Source organism: Streptomyces sp. NPDC048671, assembly GCF_055587045.1.
Genome location: NZ_JBVJHB010000005.1, coordinates 154330 through 178602 on the forward strand (window position 1 = coordinate 154330; position 24273 = coordinate 178602).

General features: G+C 70.0%; 24 protein-coding genes, 1 tRNA gene and 1 riboswitch. Of the genes, 14 read left to right on the forward strand and 11 right to left on the reverse strand.

Annotation, left to right across the window (positions count from 1 at the left end; translation table 11 throughout):
* Positions 1-229 precede the first annotated feature (229 nt).
* Together ACZ6S6_RS11765 and ACZ6S6_RS11770 are read right to left on the reverse strand one after the other, a co-directional pair.
* Entirely contained in the window at positions 230-1507 is a 1278-nt protein-coding gene (locus ACZ6S6_RS11765) for a PTS transporter subunit EIIC (RefSeq protein ID WP_362965025.1), read from the reverse strand.
* Positions 1508-1769: 262 nt separating this feature from the next.
* Positions 1770-3080 (reverse strand): PTS transporter subunit EIIC, encoded by a 1311-nt coding sequence (locus ACZ6S6_RS11770; protein WP_362965023.1) that lies wholly within the window; start codon positions 3078-3080, stop codon positions 1770-1772.
* Between the two features lie 222 nt (positions 3081-3302).
* Between ACZ6S6_RS11770 and ACZ6S6_RS11775 the strand changes: the two genes are divergently transcribed.
* The 3 genes from ACZ6S6_RS11775 (at position 3303) to rdgB (ending at position 5218) form a co-directional block, all read left to right on the forward strand.
* A complete protein-coding gene (locus ACZ6S6_RS11775; RefSeq protein WP_018517946.1) occupies positions 3303-3536 on the forward strand; it encodes a PTS sugar transporter subunit IIB in 234 nt (77 codons plus the stop codon).
* Between the two features lie 167 nt (positions 3537-3703).
* Positions 3704-4441, forward strand: a complete 738-nt coding sequence (rph, locus tag ACZ6S6_RS11780; protein ID WP_469705172.1) for a ribonuclease PH — start codon at positions 3704-3706, stop codon at positions 4439-4441.
* 174 nt (positions 4442-4615) lie between these two features.
* A complete protein-coding gene (gene rdgB / locus ACZ6S6_RS11785; RefSeq protein ID WP_469705174.1) occupies positions 4616-5218 on the forward strand; it encodes an RdgB/HAM1 family non-canonical purine NTP pyrophosphatase in 603 nt (200 codons plus the stop codon).
* A gap of 62 nt (positions 5219-5280) precedes the next feature.
* Here the strand turns inward: rdgB and ACZ6S6_RS11790 are convergent.
* The 3 genes from ACZ6S6_RS11790 to bcp all read right to left on the reverse strand — a co-directional run bounded on the left by ACZ6S6_RS11790 (position 5281) and on the right by bcp (position 7653).
* A tRNA-Leu gene (locus ACZ6S6_RS11790) sits at positions 5281-5364 on the reverse strand.
* Between the two features lie 195 nt (positions 5365-5559).
* Positions 5560-7056, reverse strand: coding sequence for a glycine betaine/L-proline transporter ProP (gene proP, locus ACZ6S6_RS11795; protein ID WP_362965017.1), 1497 nt, complete (start codon positions 7054-7056; stop codon positions 5560-5562).
* A 129-nt stretch (positions 7057-7185) separates the two neighbouring features.
* On the reverse strand, positions 7186-7653 hold the full coding sequence (gene bcp, locus ACZ6S6_RS11800; RefSeq protein WP_362965015.1) for a thioredoxin-dependent thiol peroxidase: 468 nt from the start codon (positions 7651-7653) through the stop codon (positions 7186-7188).
* Between the two features lie 128 nt (positions 7654-7781).
* Between bcp and ACZ6S6_RS11805 the strand changes: the two genes are divergently transcribed.
* The 3 genes from ACZ6S6_RS11805 (at position 7782) to ACZ6S6_RS11815 (ending at position 9012) form a co-directional block, all read left to right on the forward strand.
* Complete coding sequence (locus ACZ6S6_RS11805) at positions 7782-8102, forward strand: DUF3618 domain-containing protein (RefSeq protein WP_469705178.1); 321 nt, start codon at positions 7782-7784, stop codon at positions 8100-8102.
* A 66-nt stretch (positions 8103-8168) separates the two neighbouring features.
* A complete protein-coding gene (locus ACZ6S6_RS11810; protein WP_024491022.1) occupies positions 8169-8507 on the forward strand; it encodes a GroES family chaperonin in 339 nt (112 codons plus the stop codon).
* Between the two features lie 78 nt (positions 8508-8585).
* Positions 8586-8651, forward strand: a riboswitch (guanidine-III (ykkC-III) riboswitch).
* 40 nt (positions 8652-8691) lie between these two features.
* Entirely contained in the window at positions 8692-9012 is a 321-nt protein-coding gene (locus ACZ6S6_RS11815) for a DMT family transporter (protein ID WP_362965010.1), read from the forward strand.
* 4 nt (positions 9013-9016) lie between these two features.
* Here the strand turns inward: ACZ6S6_RS11815 and ACZ6S6_RS11820 are convergent, their stop codons facing one another.
* Both ACZ6S6_RS11820 and ACZ6S6_RS11825 read right to left on the reverse strand, forming a co-directional pair.
* Positions 9017-9241 carry a hypothetical protein gene (locus ACZ6S6_RS11820; RefSeq protein WP_469705181.1) on the reverse strand — a complete coding sequence of 75 codons (225 nt, stop codon included), beginning with the start codon at positions 9239-9241 and terminating at the stop codon, positions 9017-9019.
* Between the two features lie 142 nt (positions 9242-9383).
* Positions 9384-11807, reverse strand: a complete 2424-nt coding sequence (locus ACZ6S6_RS11825; RefSeq protein ID WP_469705183.1) for a transglycosylase domain-containing protein — start codon at positions 11805-11807, stop codon at positions 9384-9386.
* A gap of 172 nt (positions 11808-11979) precedes the next feature.
* On the opposite strand from ACZ6S6_RS11825, the gene ACZ6S6_RS11830 reads away from it, so the two are divergent.
* The 4 genes from ACZ6S6_RS11830 to ACZ6S6_RS11845 are packed head-to-tail and all read left to right on the forward strand — an operon-like array spanning position 11980 to position 15427.
* The gene (locus ACZ6S6_RS11830) at positions 11980-12780 is read left to right on the forward strand and encodes an ABC transporter permease (RefSeq protein ID WP_362965004.1); all 801 of its coding nucleotides are present in this window, start codon (positions 11980-11982) and stop codon (positions 12778-12780) included.
* Positions 12773-13642, forward strand: a complete 870-nt coding sequence (locus ACZ6S6_RS11835) for an ABC transporter permease (RefSeq protein ID WP_469705186.1) — start codon at positions 12773-12775, stop codon at positions 13640-13642. Before ACZ6S6_RS11830 ends, ACZ6S6_RS11835 begins: the two co-directional genes overlap by 8 nt.
* A 29-nt stretch (positions 13643-13671) precedes the next feature.
* The gene (locus ACZ6S6_RS11840) at positions 13672-14694 is read left to right on the forward strand and encodes an ABC transporter ATP-binding protein (RefSeq protein ID WP_362965066.1); all 1023 of its coding nucleotides are present in this window, start codon (positions 13672-13674) and stop codon (positions 14692-14694) included.
* Positions 14695-14725: 31 nt separating this feature from the next.
* Positions 14726-15427 (forward strand): DUF1707 SHOCT-like domain-containing protein, encoded by a 702-nt coding sequence (locus tag ACZ6S6_RS11845; RefSeq protein ID WP_469705593.1) that lies wholly within the window; start codon positions 14726-14728, stop codon positions 15425-15427.
* 30 nt (positions 15428-15457) lie between these two features.
* Here the strand turns inward: ACZ6S6_RS11845 and ACZ6S6_RS11850 are convergent, their stop codons facing one another.
* Positions 15458-16702 carry an SGNH/GDSL hydrolase family protein gene (locus ACZ6S6_RS11850; RefSeq protein WP_362965002.1) on the reverse strand — a complete coding sequence of 415 codons (1245 nt, stop codon included), beginning with the start codon at positions 16700-16702 and terminating at the stop codon, positions 15458-15460.
* Between the two features lie 144 nt (positions 16703-16846).
* Here ACZ6S6_RS11850 and ACZ6S6_RS11855 point away from each other — a divergent pair, with 144 nt between their 5' ends.
* Positions 16847-18235: a DUF445 domain-containing protein gene (locus tag ACZ6S6_RS11855; RefSeq protein WP_469705189.1), complete on the forward strand. Its 1389-nt coding sequence runs from the start codon at positions 16847-16849 to the stop codon at positions 18233-18235.
* Positions 18236-18270: 35 nt separating this feature from the next.
* Here the strand turns inward: ACZ6S6_RS11855 and ACZ6S6_RS11860 are convergent, their stop codons facing one another.
* The 3 genes from ACZ6S6_RS11860 to ACZ6S6_RS11870 all read right to left on the reverse strand — a co-directional run bounded on the left by ACZ6S6_RS11860 (position 18271) and on the right by ACZ6S6_RS11870 (position 21121).
* Positions 18271-20289, reverse strand: a complete 2019-nt coding sequence (locus ACZ6S6_RS11860; RefSeq protein WP_469705191.1) for a CHAT domain-containing protein — start codon at positions 20287-20289, stop codon at positions 18271-18273.
* Positions 20286-20714, reverse strand: a complete 429-nt coding sequence (locus ACZ6S6_RS11865; protein WP_362964996.1) for a hypothetical protein — start codon at positions 20712-20714, stop codon at positions 20286-20288. The genes ACZ6S6_RS11860 and ACZ6S6_RS11865 overlap by 4 nt, the downstream gene beginning before the upstream one ends.
* Before the next feature lie 104 nt (positions 20715-20818).
* The gene (locus ACZ6S6_RS11870) at positions 20819-21121 is read right to left on the reverse strand and encodes a hypothetical protein (RefSeq protein ID WP_362964994.1); all 303 of its coding nucleotides are present in this window, start codon (positions 21119-21121) and stop codon (positions 20819-20821) included.
* Positions 21122-21300: 179 nt separating this feature from the next.
* On the opposite strand from ACZ6S6_RS11870, the gene ACZ6S6_RS11875 reads away from it, so the two are divergent.
* The 3 genes from ACZ6S6_RS11875 to ACZ6S6_RS11885 all read left to right on the forward strand — a co-directional run bounded on the left by ACZ6S6_RS11875 (position 21301) and on the right by ACZ6S6_RS11885 (position 24105).
* Complete coding sequence (locus ACZ6S6_RS11875; protein ID WP_469705193.1) at positions 21301-22812, forward strand: MFS transporter; 1512 nt, start codon at positions 21301-21303, stop codon at positions 22810-22812.
* Positions 22809-23387 (forward strand): TetR/AcrR family transcriptional regulator, encoded by a 579-nt coding sequence (locus ACZ6S6_RS11880; RefSeq protein WP_362964989.1) that lies wholly within the window; start codon positions 22809-22811, stop codon positions 23385-23387. Before ACZ6S6_RS11875 ends, ACZ6S6_RS11880 begins: the two co-directional genes overlap by 4 nt.
* Before the next feature lie 475 nt (positions 23388-23862).
* Positions 23863-24105, forward strand: coding sequence for a helix-turn-helix domain-containing protein (locus tag ACZ6S6_RS11885; RefSeq protein ID WP_469705196.1), 243 nt, complete (start codon positions 23863-23865; stop codon positions 24103-24105).
* Positions 24106-24273 lie beyond the last annotated feature (168 nt).

The following is a 24273-nucleotide window of genomic DNA, read 5'->3' on the forward strand; positions in this document are numbered from 1 at the left end:
CAAACGAAAGACCCTAGCGCCCCGCCCCCGGCCGCCTACAGGGTGCTGTCGCAGGCCGGGGTGATCTCGTCGAGCAGTTGCCTGAGCATGCGGAAGTCGTCGGTCACGCTGCTGCCCACGCCGAGTCGATGAGCAGGACACGGCCGGCAACGCAGAACACCCTCCCTCACCGGACCGCAAGGTCCGGTGAGGGAGGGTGGGGAAGGCTGCGGCGCCCTGCCCGCTGCGCCTACTTGGCCTCGGCCTTCTGGAGCTCGGCAAGCTCCTCGTCGGACTCACGGCCCGGCGTCGGCAGATTGAACTTGGTGATCGCGAAGCGGAAGACCACGTAGTAGATCGCCGCGAAGCAGAGACCGACCAGCGCGAGCAGCCATGGCTTCTCCGCGATACCGAGGTTCAGCAAGTAGTCGACCGCACCGGCGGAGAAGCCGAAGCCGTCCTTCATGCCGAGGGCCCAGGTGAGCGCCATCGAGACACCGGTCAGCACCGCGTGGATCGCGTACAGCACCGGGGCGATGAACATGAAGGTGAACTCGATCGGCTCGGTCACACCGGTGACGAACGCGGTGGCGGCGAGCGAGAACATCATGCCGCCGACGACCTTGCGGCGTTCCGGGCGGGCGCAGTGGGTGATCGCGAGGCAGGCGGCCGGGAGGGCGAACATCATGATCGGGAAGAAGCCGGTCATGAACTGGCCCGCGCTCGGGTCGCCGTGCAGGAAGCGCGCGATGTCGCCGTGGTACTCCACGCCGCCGTCGGTGTACGAACCGGCCTGGAACCACGGGAAGGAGTTCAGGAGGTGGTGCATTCCGATCGGGATCAGCGCACGGTTGAAGACACCGAAGATGCCCGCGCCGACAGCACCGGATCCGACGAGCCACTCACTGAGGTTGTGCAGCCCGGCGCCGAGGACCGGCCAGATCAGACCGAAGACGATGCCGGCCACCAGGCCCGCGAAGGCCGAGAGGATCGGGACCAGACGGCGGCCACCGAAGAAGCCCGCCCAGTCCGGCAGCTTGGTCCGGTAGAACTTCTGGTAGAGCAGGGCGACGATTATGCCCATGACGACGCCACCGAGCACACCGGCGTCGACCGGGGCCTCGTTCATGACGATCTTGCCGTCGGCCACGGCAGCGACCTTGGGAAGGTTGCTGTCGGTGAAGGTGGCGAGCACCTTCTGGAAGACCAGGTAACCCGTGACGGCCGCGAGGGCCGTCGAGCCGTCCGACTTCTTGGCGAAGCCGATCGCGATACCGACGCAGAACAGCAGCGGCATGTTGTCGAGCAGCGCGCCGCCGCCCGCCGCCATGTAGCCGGCGATCTTGTTGATGAAGTCCGGGAAGGACTCCTTGCCGAGCATGTCGCCCTGTCCGAAGCGGACCAGCAGGGCGGCTGCGGGCAGCACCGCGACCGGCAGCATGAGGCTGCGGCCGATGCGCTGCATGACAGCCATCGCTCCGGCGCCCTTCTTCTTGGTGACCGCGGGAGCGGTGCCAGCCGTGGACATCAACTTCCTCCATTGGGCAAGGCGCCGCCGGGGACAGGGGTTCCGGGTGGGCGGCGACTCGAGAAACGCGCCGCAGAACGGCGCGTGGTCTGGACCACTGAGTGGTGTAGACCAGTTCTAGCACGGTGAGGGTTAGATAAGGAACCTGCAATTTCCGACTACTTCGCAGTAGCCACCGTCCACGCACGGTGACATGCCGAAGGCCCCCGGACCGAGTGGTCCGAGGGCCTTGGCCGGACGGGGCTGCGGCCCCGTTCAGCGGCTACTTCGTGAGGTTGCTCTCGATCTCTTCCTCCACCTCGTCGGGCTCGCGGCCCGGGGTCTGGAGGTTGAACCTGGTGATCGCGAACCGGAAGATCAGGTAATACACCACGGCGAACGCCACGCCGATCGGGATGATCAGCCATGGTTTGGTGGCCAGACTCCAGTTGATGACGTAGTCGATCAGACCCGCCGAGAAGCTGAAACCGTCCTTCACCCCGAGCGCCCACGAGAGCGCCATCGACACACCCGTCAGCACCGCGTGGATCGCGTACAGCACGGGCGCGACGAACAGGAACGAGTACTCGATCGGCTCCGTGATTCCCGTCACGAACGACGTCAGGCCGACCGACACCATCATGCCGCCGACCGCCTTGCGGCGATGCGGCTTCGCGCAGTGGTAGATCGCCAGCGCGGCCGCCGGCAGGGCGAACATCATGATCGGGAAGAAGCCCGTGGTGAACTGACCGGCCGTCGGGTCACCCGCCAGGAACCGGTTGATGTCACCGTGCACGACCGTCCCGTCCGGTTTGGTGAAGTCACCGAACTGGAACCAGACGAACGTGTTCAGGAACTGATGCATACCGATCACCAGCAAGGCGCGGTTGGCCACACCGAAGATGCCCGACCCCAGCCAGTTCAGGTCCACCAGCCACTTCGAGAAGCTCGTCAGACCGTCACCGATCGGCTGCCACAGCCACGCGCACAGCGCCGCGAAGAGCAGCGCGACGAACGCCATGATGATCGGGACGAGCCGCCGGCCGTTGAAGAAGCCCAGCCAGTCCACCAGCTTGACCCGGTGGAACCGCTGCCAGAACCAGGCCGACATCAGCCCCATCACGATCCCGCCGAACACCCCCGGGTTCTGGTACGCGGCGGCCGTCACCTGCGCGTCGTCCGTGACACACGTACCGAACCAGGTGCCGCCCGACACGAACGTCGAACCGCCCCCGCAGTCCACCGGGAAGGCGTGCAGCACCGCGTAGTAGACGAGGAAGCCCGTCACCGCCGCCAGAGCGGTCGAACCGTCCGACTTCTTCGCCATACCGATCGCGACACCGACACAGAACAACAGAGGAAGACCGAGCCCCGAGTCCAGCAGCGCACCACCGGCAGCAGCGAACACCTTGGCGATATTGGTCCAGCCGAGACCGTCGTCACCGAAGACGTCCGGCTGACCGAGCCGGTTGAGAATGCCGGCCGCCGGCAGCACGGCGATCGGCAGCTGAAGGCTGCGCCCCATCTTCTGGAGGCCTTGGAACAGGCCGTTCCACCACTGCTTCTGTGGGATCGCTGCGCTGCTGGAGCTCATCGGCGTCCTCCCGGAACAAAGCGCAATTGGGGGTCGTTGCACACTGGTGTAGACCAGTTGCGGTACGGTGCGGAGCCCGTCCGGAAGACAGGGCGCCGGTGATCGTCATCATTGGTGATGGCTCGGCTGCTCGCTCGCGAAGTTGGGCCAACCGTGCGTTACCGTGACGAAACGGACCCATGGTGGGCCGTCACATGTACGTGAAGAACCAGGGAGAAGGCCATGGCCAGCAAGGCTGAGAAGATCGTCGCCGGGCTCGGCGGAATCGAGAACATCGAAGAGGTCGAAGGCTGCATCACCCGCCTCCGTACCGAGGTCATCGACCCGAGCAAGGTCGACGAAGCCGCGCTCAAGGCCGCCGGCGCGCACGGCGTCGTCAAGATGGGCACCGCGATCCAGGTCGTCATCGGCACCGACGCGGACCCCATCGCCGCCGACATCGAAGACATGATGTGACCCACCGCTGAACCCGTACGGGCCCGCCCGCCCGACACCCGCAGGCCCCGCCCCCACCAGGACGGGGCCTGCGGCGCACCCGGCCGCGGGCACCCCTCCCGCACACCGGAACGGCCCACTCACCGCACCGCAACGGCCCACTCCCCGCACCCGATAAAGTCGACGCCATGTCTCGTATCGACGGCCGCACCCCTGACCAGCTCCGCCCCGTCACCATCGAACGCGGATGGAGCAAGCACGCCGAAGGATCCGTACTCATCTCCTTCGGCGACACCAAAGTCTTCTGCACCGCCTCCGTCACCGAAGGCGTCCCGCGCTGGCGCAAGGGCAGCGGCGAAGGCTGGGTCACCGCCGAGTACTCCATGCTGCCCCGCTCCACCAACACCCGCGGCGACCGCGAATCCGTACGCGGCAGGATCGGCGGCCGCACGCACGAGATCAGCCGCCTCATCGGCCGCTCCCTGCGCGCCGTCATCGACTACAAGGCCCTCGGCGAGAACACCATCGTCCTGGACTGCGACGTCCTCCAGGCCGACGGCGGCACCCGCACCGCCGCCATCACCGGCGCCTACGTCGCCCTCGCCGACGCCATCGCCTGGGGCCAGGGCAAGAAGATCATCAAGCACGGCCGCAAGCCGCTGACCGGGACCGTCTCCGCCATCAGCGTCGGCATCGTCGACGGCACCCCCCTCCTCGACCTCTGCTACGAGGAGGACGTCCGCGCCGAGACCGACATGAACGTCGTCTGCACCGGCGACGGCCGCTTCGTCGAGGTCCAGGGAACCGCCGAGGCCGAACCCTTCGACCGCAAGGAGCTGAACGCCCTCCTCGACCTCGCCACCGCGGGCTGCGCCGACCTCACCGCGCTCCAGAACGACGCCCTCACCCGCACCCTCGGCGCGTAGGGACGGGCGCGGGGCCGGGTAGAGGAGCAACCAAGTACCCACCCCACAGCGCCGATACGGGTACGGGCGCACGGGCCGAACCGTGCGCCCGTCCGCGTATCCGCCCCCGGCCACGGAGATCGGCCAGATCTGCACCCCGTGATCCCCGCCGGCACGGGCGGCGATAATCGGGACATGACCCGCCTCATCCTCGCCACCCGCAACGCCGGGAAGATCACCGAACTCCACGCGATCCTCGCCGACGCAGGCCTCACCCACGAACTCGTCGGCGCGGACGCGTACCCGGAGATCCCCGACGTCAAGGAGACCGGCGTCACCTTCGCCGAGAACGCCCTCCTCAAGGCCCACGCCCTGGCACGGGCCACCGGCCATCCCGCCATCGCCGACGACTCCGGCCTCTGCGTCGACGTGCTCGGCGGCGCCCCCGGCATCTTCTCCGCCCGCTGGGCCGGCACCCACGGCGACGACCGGGCCAACCTGGACCTGCTCCTGGCCCAGCTCTCCGACATCGACGCCCCCCACCGCGCCGCCCACTTCGCCTGCGCCGCCGCCCTCGCGCTCCCCGACGGCACGGAACGCGTCGTCGAGGGCCGCCTCCTGGGCACCCTGCGCCACACCCCGTCCGGCACCCACGGCTTCGGCTACGACCCGATCCTCCAGCCGGAGGGCGAGACCCGGACCTGCGCGGAACTGACCCCGGCGGAGAAGAACGCGATCAGCCACCGCGGTCTGGCGTTCCGGGCACTGGTGCGGGTGGTGCGGGAGCTTGTGGGGTGACGTCCTCCCACGAAGCCGCAGGCCCGGCTCGCTGCAGAAGTGAGCCGGGCCTGTTGCCGGGGTGCGCGAGGAGGGACTCGAACCCTCACGCCGCTAGGGCACTGGTACCTAAAACCAGCCTGTCTCACCAATTCCAGCACTCGCGCCGCTCCCGCAGTCTACAAGGAGAGATGCCACAGCCCTGAAGAGTTATGGAGCGGCTGATCTGGCAGGGCGTCGGTGGCGGCACCACGTCTCAGTGAGCGTATGGCAGTTGGGGCAGAGGCAGCGAAGGTCCTCTGCCCGGTTCTTCGCCTCGGCGACAACCGAAGTGGGGCGGGCCGTTCCCCGTACGGGACGGGTCAGAACTTCGGGTCCGGTGTCTGGTTCGCGACCAGTTCCTCCGCTTCCTCGCTCGTCTCCACCGAGGGCGGCGAGCCGTCCAGGGGCTTGTTCGCCGTCTCCTTCATGCAGGCCACGGCGATCACGCCGACCACGGCCGCGCCCATCGCGTAGTACGCCGGCATCAGGTTGGTGCCGGACACGCTGATCAGGGCCGTGATGACGAACGGGGTCGTGCCGCCGAAGATCGACGCCGACAGGTTGTAGCCCACCGACAGGGAGCCGTAGCGGACCTGGGTGGGGAACAGGGCCGGGAGGGCGGCGGACATGGTGCCGAGCATGCAGACCAGGGAGAGGCCCAGCATCAGCATGCCGATGGTGACGGCCGGGATGCTGCCCTGCCGGATGAGCAGGAAGGCGGGGAGGGAGAGGATCAGGAAGCCGAGCATGCCCGTCATCAGGAGCGGCTTGCGGCCGAAGTGGTCGGAGAGCTTGCCGACCTGACTGATGATCGTCATCAGGAAGACCATGACGCCGAGCAGGATGAGCAGTCCGTGGGTCTCGCTGTAGCCGAGCTCGTCGGAGAGGTACGTCGGCATGTACGACAGCAGCATGTAGTCGGTGATGTTGTACGCGCCGACCAGGCAGATGCAGAGGATCAGCGTCGGCCAGTAGTCGCGGAAGATCTTGGCGAGGTCGCCCTTCGCGCTCACCTCCACGCCGTCCGCGGCCTCGGTGGCGTGTGCCGTGCCGCCCTCCAGCTTCTGGAAGGCGGGGGTCTCGTCGAGGCGCAGTCGCAGGTAGAGGCCGACGAGGCCGAGCGGGCCGGCGACGAGGAAGGGGATGCGCCAGCCCCAGGTCTCCATCTGTCCGGTGTCCAGGAGCGCGTAGAGCAGGGTGACCAGTCCCGAGGCCCCGACGTAGCCGGCGAGCGTGCCGAATTCGAGGAAGCTGCCGAAGTAGCCGCGTCGCTTGTCGGGGGCGTACTCGGCGATGAAGGTGGAGGCGCCGCCGTACTCGCCGCCGGTCGAGAAGCCCTGGAGCATCCGGAAGAAGATGAGCAGGACCGGGGCCCATACGCCGATGGAGCCGTGGGAGGGGATGAGCCCGATCGCGAAGGTGCCGATCGCCATCATGATCATGGTGAGGGCGAGGATCTTCTTGCGGCCGACCTTGTCGCCCATGGGGCCGAAGAACATGCCACCGAGGGGGCGTACGAGGAAGGCGACGGCGAAGGTCGCGAAGGAGGAGAGGAGCTGGGTGGTGTCGCTCCCCGACGGGAAGAAGACGTGCCCCAGGGTGGCGGCCATGTAGGAGTAGATACCGAAGTCGAACCACTCCATGGCGTTGCCGAGCGAGGCCGCCTTCACGGCCCGCTTGACGGCCTGGTCGTCCGTGATGGTGATGTCGGTCAGGCGCAGCTTCGGGTTCTTGCGCTTGCGGATGGCCCGGAAGAGAGCGGGGTGGCGTTTGACCGCTTCGGGATCGGCCGCCTGGTGGGGGTCGGAGGCCGCCATGGCCGGGTCCTTTCCTCGGTGGGTGTTCCAGGGAAGGCTTCTGCGCGGTCATGACGGCCGCAAACCGAATCGGCGAGAGATTGGGATGTCCATCACATTGTTTCGGCCATTCGGCCCAATCCGAGGCTGTCAGATGCCGAGGTCCCTGATGATCTTGGCGACGTGGCCGGTGGCCTTGACGTTGTAGAACGCGTGCTCGACCTTGCCGTTTTCGTCGACGACGATCGTGGAGCGGATGACGCCCGTCACCGTTTTGCCGTAGAGCTTCTTCTCGCCGAAGGCGCCGTAGGCCTCCAGGGTCTCCTTGGCCGGATCGCCGACGAGGGTGACCTTGAGGTTCTCCTTCTCGCGGAACTTGGCGAGCTTCTCGGGCTTGTCGGGGGAGACGCCGATGACGTCGTATCCGGCGCCGGCCAGGAGGTCGAGGTTGTCGGTGAAGTCGCAGGCCTGCTTGGTGCAGCCGGGGGTGAGGGCGGCGGGGTAGAAGTAGACGATGACCTTGCGGCCCTTGTGGTCGGCGAGCGCGATGTCCTTGCCGTCGGCGTCGGGAAGAGTGAAGGCGGGGGCGGTGTCGCCGGGCTGGAGTCGCTCGCTCATGGTTCTCCTCGTTGGTACGCGGGGTGTACGGGACCGAGAGTAATAGGGGGTGCCGCCGGGTGCGGGAGCGGCCGAGCTGACAGACTGTCGATGAAGGTTTACCGGACGAGGACCACGGAGGCGGCGCAGTGTCGGATGCCAGGAGCCCTGCGCAGATCGAGGCGGACATCATCACCAGGCGTGAGCAGCTCGCGGTGGTGCTCGATGAGATCGGGGTGCGGGTGCACCCGCAGACGATCATTGGTGATGCGAAGGCGAAGGCCGCCGAGGCCGTGGACCGGACGGCCGGGCGGGCGTTCGTCGCGGTGAACCGGACGGTGTCGGACGTGCGGGCCCAGTTCGTGACGGAGGGCGGCGCGCCGCGGCTGGAGCGGGTGATCCCGGCGGCGCTGCTCGCGGTGGGTGTGGTGGGTCTGCTCACCATGTCGGCGCGGCGGCGCAGGAAGTAGGGGTTCCGCGTCGCGGGGTGCCCCCTCGGGCGTGCGGTGCCGGGTCGGCCAGGTAGGTTGCGGGGCGTGAGCGAGAACGCGGACGACAAGCTGCCCATCCGGATGCTGCACGACCGTGTGCTGGTCCGGTCCGATTCGCCCGAGGGCGAGCGGCGTTCCGGCGGGGGCATCCTGATCCCGGCGACGGCCGCGGTCGGTCGCCGGCTGGCCTGGGCCGTGGTGGTCGCGGTGGGGCAGAACGTGCGGACGGTGGAGCCGGGGGACCGGGTGCTGTACGACCCCGAGGACCGTGCCGAGGTCGAGGTGCGGGGGGTGGCGTACGTGCTGATGCGGGAGCGGGATCTGCATGCGGTGGCCGCTGACCGGTTCGAGGGCTCGGTGGATTCGACGGGCCTGTACTTGTAGTCGGTCGGTGCCTGTCGTACCTCCGTGTGACCGTGGTGGTGTGGCCTGGTGGCCGTTGTCACCAGGCTTTTTGCATGTTCTTTGCTACGGTGGTGGGACCCCGACGAGACGCGCCGTACCGGGCTTCCGCAAAGACGACGCACCCCGTGTTGTTCACGTGTTCTGTGTCGTCGGAGGTGCTGTCATGGCGTGGGTTCTGCTGCTGGTCGCCGGTCTGCTGGAAGTGGCCTGGTCGATCGGGATGAAGTACACCGAGGGGTTCACCCGGTTGTGGCCGAGTGTGTTCACGGGTCTCGGGATCGTCGCGAGCATGGTGTTGCTGTCCCAGGCGGCGCGGACGCTGCCCATCGGTACGGCCTACGGCGTGTGGGTGGGCATCGGTGCGGCGGGTGCGGCGGTGCTGGGCATGGTGGTGCTGCATGAGCCGGTGACGGCGGCCCGGATCTTCTTCGTGTGTCTGCTGCTGGTGGCCGTCGTGGGGCTGAAGGCGACTTCGGGTCACTGACGCGTCAGGTGGTGCCCGGCCCCTGGTCCTGGCCGGTCTTGTCCGGGGCCGGTTTCCCGCGTCGCGATCCCCACCAGATCTGCACGCCGAGGAGTGCGCCGATTCCCAGGCCCACGCAGAGGGACTCGCCCCAGGGGCGCAGCTGGCCGGTCCGGCTGCCGAAGTGCCATACGAGTACGACGACCGGGACCGCGCCCACGGCGAAACCCATGCCCCATATCGATTTCACGCAGCTCCGACTCCTCCGGTGACCGGCTCCTGACCGAGGCTCGCCGGCGCGCCGCCGGGATGAGCCCCGAGGCGGCCCGAGAGTACAGCATCACCGTCCGGGGCCACGGCGGGCACATCGGCCGGGGGCCGCGTGCCAGCGCTCACGGGCGGCCCGGGGCGCGGGTGCCGCGGGCGCCTTCGAGGAGGCCGCCGTTGGTGCCGCCGCCGTTGTCCGCGCCGCCGCTGTCCCCTCCGCCGCTGTCGCCGCCCCCGGTGTCGGTGCCGCCGTCCGTGTCCCCGCCCGTGCCGCCGTCCGTGCTGCCCCCGGTGTCGGTGCCGCCGGTGGGGGCGCCGGTGGTGGCGGGTGGGCTGTCCGGGGCGGACGGGGTGGTGGGCGGCGTGGTGGAGGGGGTGCCCGGCGCGGTGCTGGAGGGTGACCGGGTCGGCTTCCCGGTGTGGCTGCCGGGCGCGGTGCTCTCCTCGCTGGGCAGTTCGGTGTCGTCGCTGCCGCTCTCCAGATCGAGGTCGAAGTTCTTGACGGGGGTGCCGCGCAGGGCGGCGCCGGTGTACTGGGCCCAGGTCTCGGCGGGGGCGCCGCCGCCGTTGACGCGGGGCAGTCCGAGTGTGTTGTAGAGCGGTTTCTGTACGCCGGTGGTGGGGTCCTGGCCCATGACGGCGATGACGGTGGCGAGGTTCGGGGTGTAGCCGGCGAACCAGGCGGCCTTGTCCTCCTCGGCGGTGCCGGTCTTGCCGGCGGCGGGGCGGCCCGCGCCCTGGGCGGCGGTTCCGGTGCCGCCGTCCACGACGCTCTGGAGGATCGAGGTGGTGGTGTCGGCCGCCTGGCGGTCGACGGCCTGCTTGGTGCTGCGGCCGGGGAGCTTGACGGCCGTGCCGTCCTTGGTGACCTTGACGACGAGGGTGTGGGCGCCGTGCTTGCCGTGGCCGGCGAGGGTGGCGTAGGCGTCGGTCATGTCGAGGACGCTGGCGGTGGCGGGGCCGAGCGCGATCGAGGGGGATGCCGTGAGGTCGGGGGTGTCCTTGGGGATGCCGAGGTCCACGGCGGTCTGCCGGACCTTGCCGGGGCCGACGTCCTCGGCCATCTGGGCGTAGACGGCGTTGATGGACTTGTCGGTGGCGGTGCGGACGGTGACGGGCCCGTAGCTGACGTCGTCCTCGTTGGACGGGGCGTATCCGGTGGGTCCGTCGGGGCCCTGGACCATGCGTTTGTTGGTGCCGTCATAGATGGTGCTGGGGGTGATGCGCCGGCCGTCCCGGGTGGTGGAGCCGTTGGCGACGGCGGAGGTGAAGACGAACGGCTTGAAGGTGGAGCCGACCTGGTAGTCGGTGCGGGTCGCGTTGTTGACGTACTGCTTGGTGTAGTCGATGCCGCCGTACATGGCGACGACGTGGCCGGTCGCGGGGTCGATGGAGGCGCCGCCGACGCGGACGTTGCGGTCGCCCTCGCGCTGTGTGCTCGTCTTGGACATGACGTTGTCGTCGACGGCTTCGACGAGGGCGTCCTGTTTCTTCTTCTGCAGCGTGGTGGTGATCCGGTAGCCGCGGGTGGCGAGGGTCTTCTCGTCGAGGATGTCGTTCTGTACGAGGTAGTCCTCGACGGCCTGGACGATGTAGCCGCGTTGGCCGGAGAGACTGTTGGCGGGCTTGACCCGGCCGGGCACGGGGAACGTCATGGCGGCGCGTTGGCCGGCGCCGAGCCAGTTCTCCTTGACCATGCCGTCGAGTACGTAGTTCCAGCGGTCGACGGCCGCGCTCTTGTTCTCGGGGTGGGTGACGACGTCGTAGGCGCTGGGCGCGTTGAGCAGGGAGGCGAGGTAGGCGCCCTCGGCGGTGGTGATGTCGCCGACGTCCTTGCTGTAGTAGGCCTGGGCCGCGGCCTGGATGCCGTAGGCGTTGCGGCCGAAGTAGCTGGTGTTGAGGTAGCCCTCGAAGATCTGGTTCTTGGATTCCTCGCGGTTGAGCTTGATCGCGATGAAGAATTCCTTGATCTTGCGGCCGACGGTCTGTTCCTGGCCCAGGTAGTAGTTCTTGACGTACTGCTGGGTGATGGTCGAGCCGCCCTGTGTGCCCTTGCCGGTGAGGGTGTTCCAGCCGGCCCGGAACATCGCCTTGACGTCGACGGCGCGTTCGGAGTAGAAGTCGCGGTCCTCGGCGGCGAGGACCGTGTGCTGGACGGTGAGGGGGACCTGGGCGAGTCTGATGCTCTCCCGGTTGATCTCGCCGTCGCGGGCGATGACGCTGCCGTCCTCGTAGAGGTAGACGTTGGACTGGGCGGTGGCGCTGGCGTTGGCGGAGGGGATGTCGACGAGCTGGTACCCGGCGATGAAGCCGCCGATCAGGACCAGGGCGATGAGGAGGATGCCGCCGAGCACCATCCGCCAGGTGGGGACGGCACGGCGCCAGCCCTTGCGCTTGGGGCGTTTGGGCTTCTTCCGCTTCTTCCCGGTGGTGGTGTCCGTGGCCGGGGCGCCCTGTTCTCCGGCGGCGGCGGCGTCGGCAGGCAGGTCTCTGGGGTTCCAGCCCCGGGGGTCGGGGTCCCCACTTCGCTGCTGTGGCTCGTCGCTCATGTCGGTGCAGACTCCTCGGCCGAGGTCAGTTCCCCCATAGTGCACTTTTCTCCGGAATAAGCACCGGATCGACCCCCGAAAAGCGGTCGCGGCGGCTGCCCCGGCTGGACTAGGCTCGTGCGCTTTGGTGTCCGCGGTCGGTGCGGCGCCCATGTGCCGGGGGGTGGGTGCTGTGCGGCTCTATGCGGTGGTGGCGGCGGGCGGGTTCCGGCGCTACGCCACGTACCGGATCGCGACGGTCGCGGGGGTGTTCACCAACACCGTCTTCGGTTTCATCATGGCGTACACCTATGTGGCGCTGTGGGACGAGCGTCCGCAGCTCGGTGGTTACGACATGTCGCAGGCGCTCACGTACGTGTGGCTGGGGCAGGCGCTGCTGATGACGTGCGCGATGATGGGCGGCGGTTTCGAGGACGAGCTGATCGAGCGGATCCGTACCGGAGATGTCGCGGTCGATCTCTACCGGCCGATCGATCTTCAACTGTGGTGGATGGCAGGGGATTTGGGGCGTGCGGCGTTCCATCTGCTGGGGCGCGGCATCGTGCCGATGCTGCTGGGTTCGCTTGCCTTCGATCTGGCACTGCCCACGTCGCCGGGGATCTGGCCGGCGTTCCTGGTCTCGGTGGCGCTGGGGGTCGTGGTGAGTTTCGCGATCCGCTATCTGGTCGCACTGTCCGCGTTCTGGCTGATGGACGGGGCGGGTGCGGCGCAGGTCGCGTTCCTGGCGGGGATGTTCTTCTCCGGGCTGCTGCTGCCGCTGAACCTGTTCCCGGGGCTGCTGGGCGAGGTGGCGCGGGCGTTGCCGTGGTCGGCGCTGCTCCAGGTGCCGGCCGACGTCTTCCTCGGCAAGCACACGGGGTGGGGTCTGGTGCGGGCGTACGGGTTCCAGGCGGGCTGGGCGCTGGTGCTGCTGCTGGCGGGGCGGCTGTTGCAGTCGGCGGCGACGCGGAGGGTGGTGGTCCAGGGTGGCTGAGCCGGTGGCGGTGGACGTGGAGGGCGGGCCCGCGGTGGTGTTCGCGCCGCGCTCGCGGGTGGTCGAGGGATTGAGGGCGTACGGGCTGATCGCGGCGATGTGGCTGCGTTCGACGATGGCCTACCGGGCGTCGTTCGTGATGACGGCGGTCGGCAATTTCGCGGCGACGGCGTTCGACTTCGTCGCGATCATGCTGATGTTCTCGCACGTGGACGTGCTGGGTGGTTACACGCTGCCGGAGATCGCCCTGTTGTACGGGGCGGCGGGTACGGCGTTCGGCCTGGCGGATCTGGCGATGGGGTCGATGGACCGGCTGGGCCGCCGGGTGCGGGACGGGACGCTGGACACGCTGCTGGTGCGGCCGGTCCCGGTGCTCGCGCAGGTGGCGGCGGACCGGTTCGCGCTGCGCAGGCTGGGGCGGATCACGCAGGGGCTGCTGGTGCTCGGCTACGCGCTGGTGACGCTGGACATCGAGTGGACCCTTCTGAAGGTGGTGATGGTGCCGCTGATGCTGCTGAGCGGGGCGGCGATCTTCGGGGCGGTGTTCGTGGTCGGGGCGGCGTTCCAGTTCTTCGCGCAGGACGCCTCGGAGGTGCAGAACTCCTTCACGTACGGGGGCAACACACTGCTCCAGTACCCGCCGACGGTCTTCGCGAAGGATCTCGTGCGCGGGGTGACGTTCGTCGTGCCGCTGGCGTTCGTGAACTGGCTGCCGGCGCTGTACGTGCTGGGCCGGGAGTATCCGCTGGGCCTGCCGCAGTGGGTGGCGTTCCTGCCGCCGGTGGTGGCGGCCGGCTGCTGGGCGGTCGCCTCTCTGGCCTGGCGCGCGGGTCTGCGGTCGTACCGGAGTACGGGAAGTTGACGGACATCGAGCGGAACGGGGTACGGGACATGGGCGCGGAGAGCGGCGAGGGCAGCGGCTTCATCGAGCTGAACGGGCTGGAGAAGGTCTTCGACGTCCGCCGCCGGACGGGCTTCATGCGCAGCGAGCGCCGTGAGGTGCGGGCCGTCGACGGCATCAGCTTCCGGGTGGCGCGCGGTGAGATGGTCGGCTACATCGGCCCGAACGGGGCGGGGAAGTCGACGACGATCAAGATGCTGACGGGCATCCTCACCCCGAGCGGCGGTTCGCTGCGGGTGGCGGGTATCGATCCCTCCCGGGAGCGTACGAGGCTGGCGCACCGGATCGGTGTGGTCTTCGGGCAGCGCACCACGCTCTGGTGGGACCTGCCGCTGCGCGACTCGTACCGTCTGGTCCACCGGATGTACCGCGTCCCCGACGCCCGCTTCCGGGCCAACATGGACCGTTGCATCGAACTCCTCGACCTGAAGGAGCTGTTGGACGTTCCCGTGCGGCAGCTTTCGCTGGGGCAGCGGATGCGCGGCGACATCGCGGCGGCGCTGCTGCACGATCCGGAGGTGCTGTACCTCGACGAGCCGACGATCGGCCTGGATGTGGTGTCGAAGGCCAAGGTGCGTGGATTTCTGCGGGACTTGAACGCGGAGCGCGGTACGACGGTGCTGCTCACGACCCATGATCTGACGGACATCGAGCAGTTGTGCAAGCGGGTGATGGTGATCGACCACGGCCGTCTGATGTACGACGGGGCGCTGTCCGGTCTGCACGAGGTGGGGGAGAGCGAGCGGACGCTGGTGGTCGATCTGGAGCGTGAACTCCCGCCGATCCGGCTGGAGTCGGAGCCATCGGTGCGCACGGTGAAGGTGGAGGGGCCGCGGCAGTGGCTGGCGTTCCCGGCGTCCGCGTCGGCGGCACCGCTGGTGGCGCGGATCGCCGCGGAGTACCCGATGGTGGATCTCTCGGTGCGGGAGCCGGACATCGAGGCCGTGATCGCGAAGATGTACGCGTCGGCCACGGGCACATGGGTCGGTGACGGAAGCCTACGCGTTCAATAGGCTGCGCGGTATGACTAGTGAACTTCCCGAAATGCGCGCCTCCGACGCCGAGCGTGAACGTATCGCCGAGATTCTGCGCGAGGCGGTGGCGGAGGGCCGGCTGGAGATGGAGGAGTTCGACCAGCGCCTCGACGCCACCTACAAGGCCCGTACGCACGGGGAGCTGGAACCGATCGTCCGCGACCTTCCGGCGGTCGGTGCCGCGGTGGCGCCGGTGGCCGCGGGGCAGCCCCGTACCGGCTCGATGGCCCGCTGGTCGGACCGGGTGGGCAAGCCCGCGACATCGGGCGGCGCCTTCGCGTTCTGGGGCGGGTTCCACCGCCGGGGCAACTGGACGGTGGGCCGGACGTTCACCGCGTTCGCGATGTGGGGCGGCGGTGAGATCGATCTGCGCGAGGCGAACTTCGAGGACCGCGAGGTGGTCATCCGCTGCTTCACGATCATGGGCGGCATGCAGGTGACGGTCCCGCCGGACCTGAATGTCGAGGTCCAGGGCATCGGCATCATGGGCGGATTCGGGGAGAACACGAAGGACGAGGGCATCCCGGCACCGGATTCCCCCCGGGTCCGGGTCACCGGTTTCGCGCTGATGGGCGGCGTCGGTGTGGAGCGCAAGCGGAGCAAGGCGGAGAAGCAGCGGCTGCGGGAGGCGGAGCGCTCGCGCGGCCGGCTGGAGAAGGGCGGCCGGCCGGAGAAGGGGGACCGGCTGGACAAGGGCGACCGGGGCAGGTGACGGAGCGCGTCCGCCCCGCCCGACGGCCGCTCAGAGCGCGTCGGACGTCGGCCGGACGCGTACCAGGTCGGCCAGGTCCACCAGGGAGCCCAGGCGCTGGTAGCCCGCGTCGTTCAGGTGGAGGTGGTCGCCGGAGTCGTAGGCGGGACGCAGCCGGTCCGGGTGGGCCGGGTCGCGCATGTCGCGGTCGAAGTCGAGGACCTGGTCGAAGACTCCGCCGGCCCGGATCGTCTCGTTGACCCGGTCGCGTACGGCGTTCTGGGCGGGGGTCCAGCTGCGGTAGCCGTCGTACGGCATCAGGGTCGCGCCGATGACCCGCAGTCCGCGTGCGTGGGCCCGCTCCGTCAGGGTGCGCAGGGCGTCCGTGATCCGCTGCGGGTCCTTCTCCTGGGGGTAGCCCTGCACATCGTTGATGCCGAGGGCGATGATGACGGTCTTCGCGCCGGTGACGCCCAGCACATCGCGCTCGAAGCGGTCGAGCGCGCGCGGCCCGACGCCGTGGCGCAGGACGCGGTTGCCGCCGATGCCCTGGTTCACCACCGCGTACCGGCCGTTCAGCCGGTCGGACAGGACGTCGGGCCAGCGGCTGTTCGCGTCGGTGGTGGAGCCGGTGCCGGCGGTCAGCGAGTCGCCGAACGCGACGACGGTCCCGGTGGCGGTCGGGCTGTGCACGTCCACGCCGGTGAGGTAGCGCCAGGCGGTGCTGCGCCAGGTGCCCTGTCCGGTCTCCACGTAGGAGCTCTGGTGGCTGTTGGGGTGCACGGTGACCGGGCCGCGGGCGGCGGGGGTGCGCAGGGTGACGACGAGGTCGGCGTCGGCGGCGACCGGGACGGCGACGGGGTCGCTGACGATGCTCCGGCCGGCGCCGACGGTCGTGTTCGGGGCGCCGCGGAACGTCACCGGGCGGGTGTTCACGGTGACGTTGTCGATCAGCAGCGGCTGCGTACCGAAGAGGTTGGAGAGGGTGACGCGCGCCGCGTCACCGCCGATGCTGGTGTGCACGACGTTACGGATGGTGCGGTGGACCAGGTCCTGGCCGTGGTTCGGGTCGGCCGCCCCGAGGACGGGCGCGGCCGCCCAGGTGGCGAGCCAGAGCCCGGAGGAGCGGGCCGGTGCCGCGGGCGTCCGGGCCGTGCCCTGCGACCCGGTGGCGGCGGAGGCCTTCGCCCGGGGCCCGGAGAACAGCAGGGAGCCGGTGAACGCCACGACGGCGGCGAGCGCGGCGGTGCCGGCCACGAGGGCTATGAGCAGGGCGTACCCCTGGCGCCTGGGCATGGGCGGTGTGTCTCCTCTGTTCGTGGGCCGGTTCCATGATGCGGCAGGGCGCGGGGAACTCAACGTGCGGCCCGGGAGTAGGTCAGGCAAGGAACAATGCGTACGGGGCGTCGGGGGCGATGCGTACGCGGACGGGTGGAGCGGATGGAACGGACCGAAGACAGCGGACCCGGCGAGCGCGGTGCCGGTGCGCAGGCGGGCGAGGGCGCGGACGCGGACGAGAGCGCGGGGGGCAGGGGCGCGGGCACCCGCCGCTCCGCCTCCCTGGCCTCGTTCTCGTACACCGCCGCGGACGAGGAGAAGCGTCGCGGCGTACGCCGTATGAAGACCATGGCCACCGGCCTCCTTCTGCTGGTCGCGCTCGTGTACGTCCTCGCCACCTGGGCGAAGAACGAGGGGGTGGGCGGCTGGCCGGGCTTCGTCGCCGCGGCCGCCGAGGCGGGCATGGTGGGTGCGCTGGCCGACTGGTTCGCCGTCACGGCACTCTTCAAGCGTCCGCTCGGCCTGCCGATTCCGCACACCGCCATCATTCCCACCAAGAAGGACCAGCTCGGGGCCTCGCTCGGTTCCTTCGTGGGTGAGAACTTTCTGTCGGGCGGTGTCGTACGGGACCGCATCCACTCCCTCGGTATCGGCGGCAGGGTCGGGGCGTGGCTCGCCGAACCGGAGCACGCCGACCGGGTCACCGCCGAGCTGTCGACCGCGCTGCGCGGCGCGCTGACGGTGCTGCGCGACTCGGATGTGCAGGCCGTGGTGGGTGAGGCGATCACCCGGCGGGCGAACGCGGCGGAGATCGGCCCGAGCCTCGGCAAGATGCTGGAGAAGGTCGTCTCCGACGGCGGCCACCGCAAGGTGGTGGACCTGGTCTGTGTCCGGGCCCACGACTGGCTGGTGCTGCACGGTGACTCGGTGATGGACGCGGTGCAGGGCGGTGCGCCGGGCTGGACCCCGCGGTTCGTCGACAAGCGGGTGGGAGAGCGGGTCTACAAGGAGCTGCTGCGCTTCATCACGGAGATGCGTGACATGCCGGAGCACCCGGCGCGCGGCTCGATCGACACGTTCCTGACGGACTTCGCGGCCGACCTCCAGACGGACTCGGAGACCAGGGCCCGGGTGGAACGGCTGAAGTCGGAGGTCCTGGGGCGCGGCGAGGTCCAGGACGTCATCGCGTCCGCCTGGTCCTCGGTCCGCACGATGGTGATCGCGGCGGCCGAGGACGAACAGAGCGAGCTGCGCCTGCGCGCCCGTGCCTCCCTGATGTCCCTGGGCGCCCGCCTGGCGACGGACGGCCGTCTCCAGGCGAAACTGGAGGGCTGGCTGGAGGACGCGGCGGTGTACGTCGTGACGACGTACCGGGCGGAGATCACCTCGCTGATCAGCGACACGGTGGCCGGCTGGGACGCGGACCAGACATCGAAGAAGATCGAGGCGCACATCGGCCGCGACCTGCAGTTCATCCGCATCAACGGCACGGTGGTGGGCGCGCTGGCCGGGCTGGCGATCTACACGGTGTCACGGGCGCTGGGAGCGTAACCGGCGAATCCCCCAGGCCGCACAGTGGACGGAAGTCAGCGGCCCCGGCGCAGGGACTGGATGAGCAGATCGGGGTCGACGCCGCTCCTGCGCAGCAGCTCGCGCCCCGACGACTCCTCGTCCTGGAGCAGGGCGAGGAGGATGGCGGCCTCGCCGACGCGGCCGGCGGATGTGCGCCCGGCCGCGCTGCGCCGGCGGGCCTGTTCCAGCACGTCGTGGACCCGCGGGGACAGGTCGCGGCGCCGGGGGGTGAGCATCCCGGAGAGATTCCGGTAGGCCAGCTCCCCGGCCGTCCCCTGTTCGTGCATGGCGCGCTCCAGCACCTCGCTGCCCATCGCGCCGAAGGCGAGCAGGAGCGTGTAGGTGCCGATCACCTCGCCGCGGGTGTCGGCCAGCAGGTTCGCGAGCCGCACGACGCCGGCGGCACTGCGGCCGAAGTCGTCCATCGGCAGCCGGTCGTCGCCGTTGTCCGTGCCGCTGTCCGGCAGCAGCCGGGCCAGCGGGACCCCGCTCAGTTCCAGCAGCCGGGAGGCGATGCCGCCGCCCAGGGCGACGAAGGCCTCGGTGATGTCGGCCGTGGTGACGGCGCTCCTGCCGTCCGTGGCGGCGCGGGTGGCCGCGTCCGCGAACACCCGGTTGACCGTGTCGGACCGGATGCTGCCGTCGTGGTCCGGGCCCGTGCCGTCGTGGTCCGGGACGGAGTTGCCGTCCGGGCCTGAGTCGCCGTCCGGGCCGGGGCTGCCGTCCGGGCCCGAATTGCGGCTGAGAACCTGATCGATCACCCGGTCGAGGGCTTCCATGGTCCTGGCCCCGATGCTCTCCTCGATCCGCCGCCTGATGTCCGCCTCACCGAGCAGCCCTCGCAGCAGATCGACCGAGCCGACTCCGCCCCGGCCGGCACAGGCCGCGCTCACCCGCCGCATCAGCTGCTGGGCGTCGGGGGCCAGCGTGGTCGTCAGGTCGTCCTCGGGCGGTTCGGGCGGCCGGGGGCTCCCCGGAGTCACGTTCCCGGCGATGCCCGCGGCCGGGTCGCCGTACAGCATGAAGGACGCCCAGGCCGCGTCCGGCCGGTCACGGAGCGCGGTGCGGGCCGCCCGGACCGCGGCACCGGCCGGTACGCCCGCGAGCAGTTGCCCGTAGAACTCGGCGGCGAACTGCCAGGCGCCCTCGTCGGCCACGTCGGTGCGGGTGCCGACGACGGTCTTCGCGCCCAGGGCCATGAAGGACACGCACAGGTTGGCCACTTCGCCCTTCCCGGCGGAGGCGCAGCCGTTGATGAAGGCCACGGGCGGCGCGCCGTGCGACGAGAGGGTCTGCAGGGCGACCTCACCCAGCAGCTGGCGGTCGTGCAGCATCAGCCCGGTCGTGCCGGAGCCGGTCGCCACATGACCGCAGAAGTGGAAGAGGTCGTAGGGAGTTTCCTGCGAGGCCAGCTCCGCGAGGACGTCGAGCTGGGTGGCCTCCTGCCCCAGCAGGACCGTGCACTCGATGCCGCGGTCACGGAGCCACGCCGCGACCTTGGCCGCCTCCTCACGGGCGGAGGGCAGGTCGCCGAGGGTGTCGCCCACGATCAGCGCGCGGCCGACCCGGTTGAGGCCGCGCCCTTCGACGGCGGGGTTCCCGCTCTTCAGCCAGCACCCGAGGTCGTGCTGAAGAGCGAGGAAGTCCTCACCGTCGTGCAGCAGTTCCCACGGGACCTCGTGCTCGTTCGTACGGATCTGGAGGGGGCCGGACGACGCGTGCAGCCGGCTCACCAGCTTGGCCTCATTGCCCTGTAACCGGGGGAACAGCTGCCCGTGGAGCAGCTTGCCCAGGTTGGCCAGCTCCGTGGCCGGGCCGGGCCCGGGGCCCGATTCCCCGGCGGCCGCCTTCGTCAGGGCCTGGTCGATCGCGGCGCGGCAGCTTTTCACCAGGCCGGGGTCGACGTCGACCGTGTACTCCATGTCGAGCGGAGTGCTGTCGCCGGCGGGACCACCGACCCGCAGCTCGTATTGGTAGCGAACGGTCATGCCCTGTGTGATGACCGTGACGTTCAGCGTGTCCGGCTGGCTCATGACGGGCTGTTCCGTCGGATGAACGCTTCGACGAGCCGCTCCTCGGACGCGGTGGAGGGCTGGACGATCTCCACCCGGTCGTCGCCGATGATGACCGTGATCGACGTGACGCGGCCGGTGCCGTCCGCCGGGTCCGTCCCGTTCCCCCCGCTTCCCGAAGGGGCGTTACGTCCCTCGATCAGCCAGCCGCGCACCGTGTCGATGATCGGGACCAGGGTTCCGGCCCAGGTCACCACGAGGGTGGCCACCTCGGCGACACCGCCCGAGCGCCGTCCGGGCGCGGGCCGTGAGGCGTAGGCCGGTACGACCCGCTCGGCCCCGTTCTCGGACAGCTTTTGGCCCAGAGCGGCGGTGGTCTCCGCTCGTGGGTCCCCGTTGAGGACCAGTTCGCAAGCGAACCTTCCGTCGGACTTCGGCTCCACCACGTAGACCCCCCCGGTCTTCTGCCCACAACCCTACGACTCACCGCCGCTGTACGGGAGTTGTTCGGGTACATCCCCGGGGGCGCGGGGCGGGGAGGGCTCCGCGCTCAGGCCGCGCGGCGGGTGACCGCCCAGGACGCGGCGGCCACCGTGCCCGCCACGGTGAAGACCGCCGGCCAGGCGCCGATCCTCTTGGCGAGCGGGTGCGATCCCGCGAAGGCGGCGACATAGGCGGTGGTCAGCCCGGCGGCGGCGCGCGGCCCGGCCTGCCGGTTCCACTCGTACGCCGCGGCGGTGCCCGCGGCGGCGAGGGCGACCCCGCCCAGCGGGCGCTTCCTGGTCCACCGCGCGACGGCGTAGCCGCCGACCAGTCCGCCCGCCGCCACCGCTGCTGCCGGAATCCTCGCCATCGCGGCCACCTCCACCTGTTCTCGTCCGTCGTCCGGACCCGTTTTCCCGGATCCGCTTCTCGGAACCGAGGCTAACGCGGCGTTCGGGCGACCCGTCGCCGAGGGGGTGTACGTGCGTTTACCCTAGGGGTGAACGCACGTACACCCCCGCCTTGACGCCGAGCACCGTACGGAGAAACATGCCCGCGGACATACCGGTCCCAGTCGATCCCGCGCCCCCCGCCGCCCAGGCCCCGCACCCCCGCTTCGCCGTCGGCGTGCTGGCGTTCTGCGGTGTCGTGGTCGCGGTGATGCAGACGATCGTCGTCCCGCTGCTGCCGCACATCCCCGCGCTGACCGGCGCCACCCCCGCCGCCGCGAGCTGGCTGGTCACCGTCACCCTCCTCACCGGCGCGGTCTTCACCCCGGTCCTGGGCCGGGTCGGCGACATGTACGGCAAGCGGCGGGTGCTCGTCGCCTCGCTCGCGGTGCTGGTGGTGGGCTCGGTGCTCTGTGCGGTCAGCTCCCACATCGGCGTGCTGATCACCGGCCGCGCGCTTCAGGGCGCGGCCATCGCCGTCGTACCGCTGGGCATCAGCATCCTGCGCGACGAGCTCCCGCCCGAGCGCGTCCTGTCCGCCGTCGCGCTGATGAGCTCCACGCTCGGGATCGGCGCGGCCATCGGCCTGCCGGTCGCGGCCCTGGTCATCGAGAACTTCGACTGGCACACGATGTTCTGGGTCTCCGGAGTGATCGGTCTCATCGACATCGCGCTGGTCCTGCGCTGCGTGCCGGAGTCACCGCTGCGCAGCCGCGGCCGCTTCGACGCCGTCGGCGCGCTCGGCCTGTCCGTCGCGCTCGTCTGCCTGCTGCTCGCGGTCACCCAGGGCGCCGACTGGGGCTGGGGATCGGTCCGGACGGTCGGCCTGCTCGCGACGGCCGTCGTGGTGGCACTGCTCTGGGGCGCGTACGAGCTCCGCGTCACGACGCCCATGGTCGACCTGCGGGTCTCGGCCCGCCCGGCCGTACTGCTCACCAACATCGCGGCCCTGCTGATCGGCTTCGCGTTCTACGCGAACTCGCTGGTCACCGCCCAGATGGTGCAGGAGCCGAAGGCCACGGGGTACGGGCTCGGCGTCTCGCTCGTCGTCAGCGGGCTGTGCCTGCTGCCGGGCGGGGTGGCGATGGTGGCACTCTCGCCCGTATCGGCGCGGATATCGGCCAAGCGCGGTCCGAAGGTCAGCCTGGCGCTGGCCGCCGGGATCATCGCCGTCGGCTACGGGGTGCGGTACTTCACCAGCCACAGCCTGTGGCTGATCATCGCGGGCGCCACGGTCGTCGCCTCGGGCACCGCGATCGCCTACTCGGCCCTGCCCGCCCTCGTGATGCGCGGAGTCCCGGTCAGTGAGACCGGGGCCGCCAACGGTCTGAACACCCTCATGCGGTCGATCGGCCAGGCCTTCTGCAGCGCGACGGTGGCCGCGGTGCTGGCCAACATCACGTTCCGGGCGGGGGGCAGGACGGCCCCGACCCTCCACGCGTACCAGCTGGTCTTCGTGATCGCGGCGGGAGCGGCGCTCGCGGCCCTGGCCGTCACGCTGTTCCTGCCGGGCGGGAAGCCGGCCGTGGCGGGTACGGTCGGGGAGAGCCGCAAGGCGCCGGGCATCCGCGAGGGCGGTGTACGGACAGCACAGATCCAGGAGGGCGCATGACCGGCGGCCAGGCCATCGCACCGGCCCCCGGGTCCGCGGACGCGGGCACCGGCCGGGGCGCGATCCTGCGCGCGGCGCGGCGGGCGTTCACCCAGCGCCCGTACGCCGAGGTGACGATCCGCCAGATCGCCGCGGATGCCGGGGTGAGCCCGGCCCTCGTGGTCAAGCACTTCGGCCGCAAGGAAGAGCTGTTCAACACCGTGGCCGACTTCGGCCCGGCCGCCGCGGAACTGTTCGACGCCCCGCTCGGCCTGCTGGGCCGCCACATGGTCGTCACGCTGGTGACCCGCCGCCGCGAGCTCAAGTCCGACCCGCTCCTGCGCGTGGTGTTCTCCCTCGGCAACCAGGACGAACGCTCGCTCCTGCGCGACCGGTTCCACGAACAGGTCACCGACGCCCTGACCGCCCGCCTCTCCGGCCGGGACCGCGCCCTGCGCGCCGAGCTCCTGGCCGGCCACCTCCTCGGCCTCGGCGCGACGCTCAGCCTCCACCGCGAGGGAGCCGGCGCCCTGGCCTCCCCGGAACGCATCGCCGACCTCTACGCGCCCGCGCTCCAGAAGCTGATCACGGGCTGACTGGCGGCCGCCCCGGCGCGATATGGCCTGGGCCGGCCGCTCGCGTCCGTCCCGGGCGCCGGGCTCCCCTGCGTGTCGTGGCTCGGGATTCGGGATTGGCCTGTTCTGGTCGACGCGGTGGGTCGAGGCCGCTGGATCAAGGAGGTCGCGGAGGCCTCGGAGGAGCCGCAGGGCTGAAAGTTATCGGCTTGCATCACCGTCACTCCGTCGCTATTCCTTGACCCGATTTATACGCGACGCTTACTGTCGCGGTTTGCGACCGGGGGTCTGACCAGCCTCCTTGGTCGCAATCGAATCGAACGCGCGGGTGACCGCCCGTCGGTACGGGGGAATAGCTTTGCAACTGCCACCGAACAGACAACCTGGCACGCCTGGCACGCCGACCACTCCAGACGCAGCGAACGCACCGAACAGACCCATTACGTCAGGCGCATCACAGACCCGCGACGATCATGAGCCGGGCCACGGCTGCAGTATGCCGCCATGGGTGCGCGATGCGGATCTCTCGCTCCTCACCGCACGTGAAAACGAAGTCCTTGTCGCGTTGGGCGACTGCCTGTCCAACAACGCCATGGCGGGCCGTTGGTGCGTGGCCGAAAGGACCGTCAAGAAGCATGTCACCAGCGTTTTCATCAAGCTGGCGATCTCCTCGCGGGCGGAAGCGGCCGTGATAGCGACCTACCGGAAATGTGCGGCACGGTGCCCTTGGGGACACTAAGGGCTGTCCCGCAATTCCTGGCGGGCGCACGACGACAGCTACGGCACCTCGCTGCGTTGTCGGAACGCCCGAATACATCCAGTATTCGGGCGTCCCTCCGCCTTGCGATGCACCGCATCTGACGCCGCGCGCTGATCCACCAGGAATTGCGGGACAGCCCTTAGCGTC

Coding starts and splice junctions, on each gene's coding strand:
- ACZ6S6_RS11880 (WP_362964989.1), top strand. CDS start 22,809: ATGACCGGCGGCCAGGCCATCGCACCGGCCCCCGGGTCCGCGGACGCG.
- ACZ6S6_RS11840 (WP_362965066.1), top strand. CDS start 13,672: ATGGGCGCGGAGAGCGGCGAGGGCAGCGGCTTCATCGAGCTGAACGGG.
- ACZ6S6_RS11765 (WP_362965025.1), bottom strand. CDS start 1,507: ATGTCCACGGCTGGCACCGCTCCCGCGGTCACCAAGAAGAAGGGCGCC.
- ACZ6S6_RS11845 (WP_469705593.1), top strand. CDS start 14,726: ATGCGCGCCTCCGACGCCGAGCGTGAACGTATCGCCGAGATTCTGCGC.
- ACZ6S6_RS11860 (WP_469705191.1), bottom strand. CDS start 20,289: ATGAGCCAGCCGGACACGCTGAACGTCACGGTCATCACACAGGGCATG.
- rph (WP_469705172.1), top strand. CDS start 3,704: ATGTCTCGTATCGACGGCCGCACCCCTGACCAGCTCCGCCCCGTCACC.
- ACZ6S6_RS11815 (WP_362965010.1), top strand. CDS start 8,692: ATGGCGTGGGTTCTGCTGCTGGTCGCCGGTCTGCTGGAAGTGGCCTGG.
- bcp (WP_362965015.1), bottom strand. CDS start 7,653: ATGAGCGAGCGACTCCAGCCCGGCGACACCGCCCCCGCCTTCACTCTT.
- ACZ6S6_RS11855 (WP_469705189.1), top strand. CDS start 16,847: ATGGAACGGACCGAAGACAGCGGACCCGGCGAGCGCGGTGCCGGTGCG.
- ACZ6S6_RS11850 (WP_362965002.1), bottom strand. CDS start 16,702: ATGCCCAGGCGCCAGGGGTACGCCCTGCTCATAGCCCTCGTGGCCGGC.
- ACZ6S6_RS11875 (WP_469705193.1), top strand. CDS start 21,301: ATGCCCGCGGACATACCGGTCCCAGTCGATCCCGCGCCCCCCGCCGCC.
- ACZ6S6_RS11825 (WP_469705183.1), bottom strand. CDS start 11,807: ATGAGCGACGAGCCACAGCAGCGAAGTGGGGACCCCGACCCCCGGGGC.
- ACZ6S6_RS11870 (WP_362964994.1), bottom strand. CDS start 21,121: ATGGCGAGGATTCCGGCAGCAGCGGTGGCGGCGGGCGGACTGGTCGGC.
- proP (WP_362965017.1), bottom strand. CDS start 7,056: ATGGCGGCCTCCGACCCCCACCAGGCGGCCGATCCCGAAGCGGTCAAA.
- ACZ6S6_RS11775 (WP_018517946.1), top strand. CDS start 3,303: ATGGCCAGCAAGGCTGAGAAGATCGTCGCCGGGCTCGGCGGAATCGAG.
- rdgB (WP_469705174.1), top strand. CDS start 4,616: ATGACCCGCCTCATCCTCGCCACCCGCAACGCCGGGAAGATCACCGAA.
- ACZ6S6_RS11770 (WP_362965023.1), bottom strand. CDS start 3,080: ATGAGCTCCAGCAGCGCAGCGATCCCACAGAAGCAGTGGTGGAACGGC.
- ACZ6S6_RS11885 (WP_469705196.1), top strand. CDS start 23,863: ATGCCGCCATGGGTGCGCGATGCGGATCTCTCGCTCCTCACCGCACGT.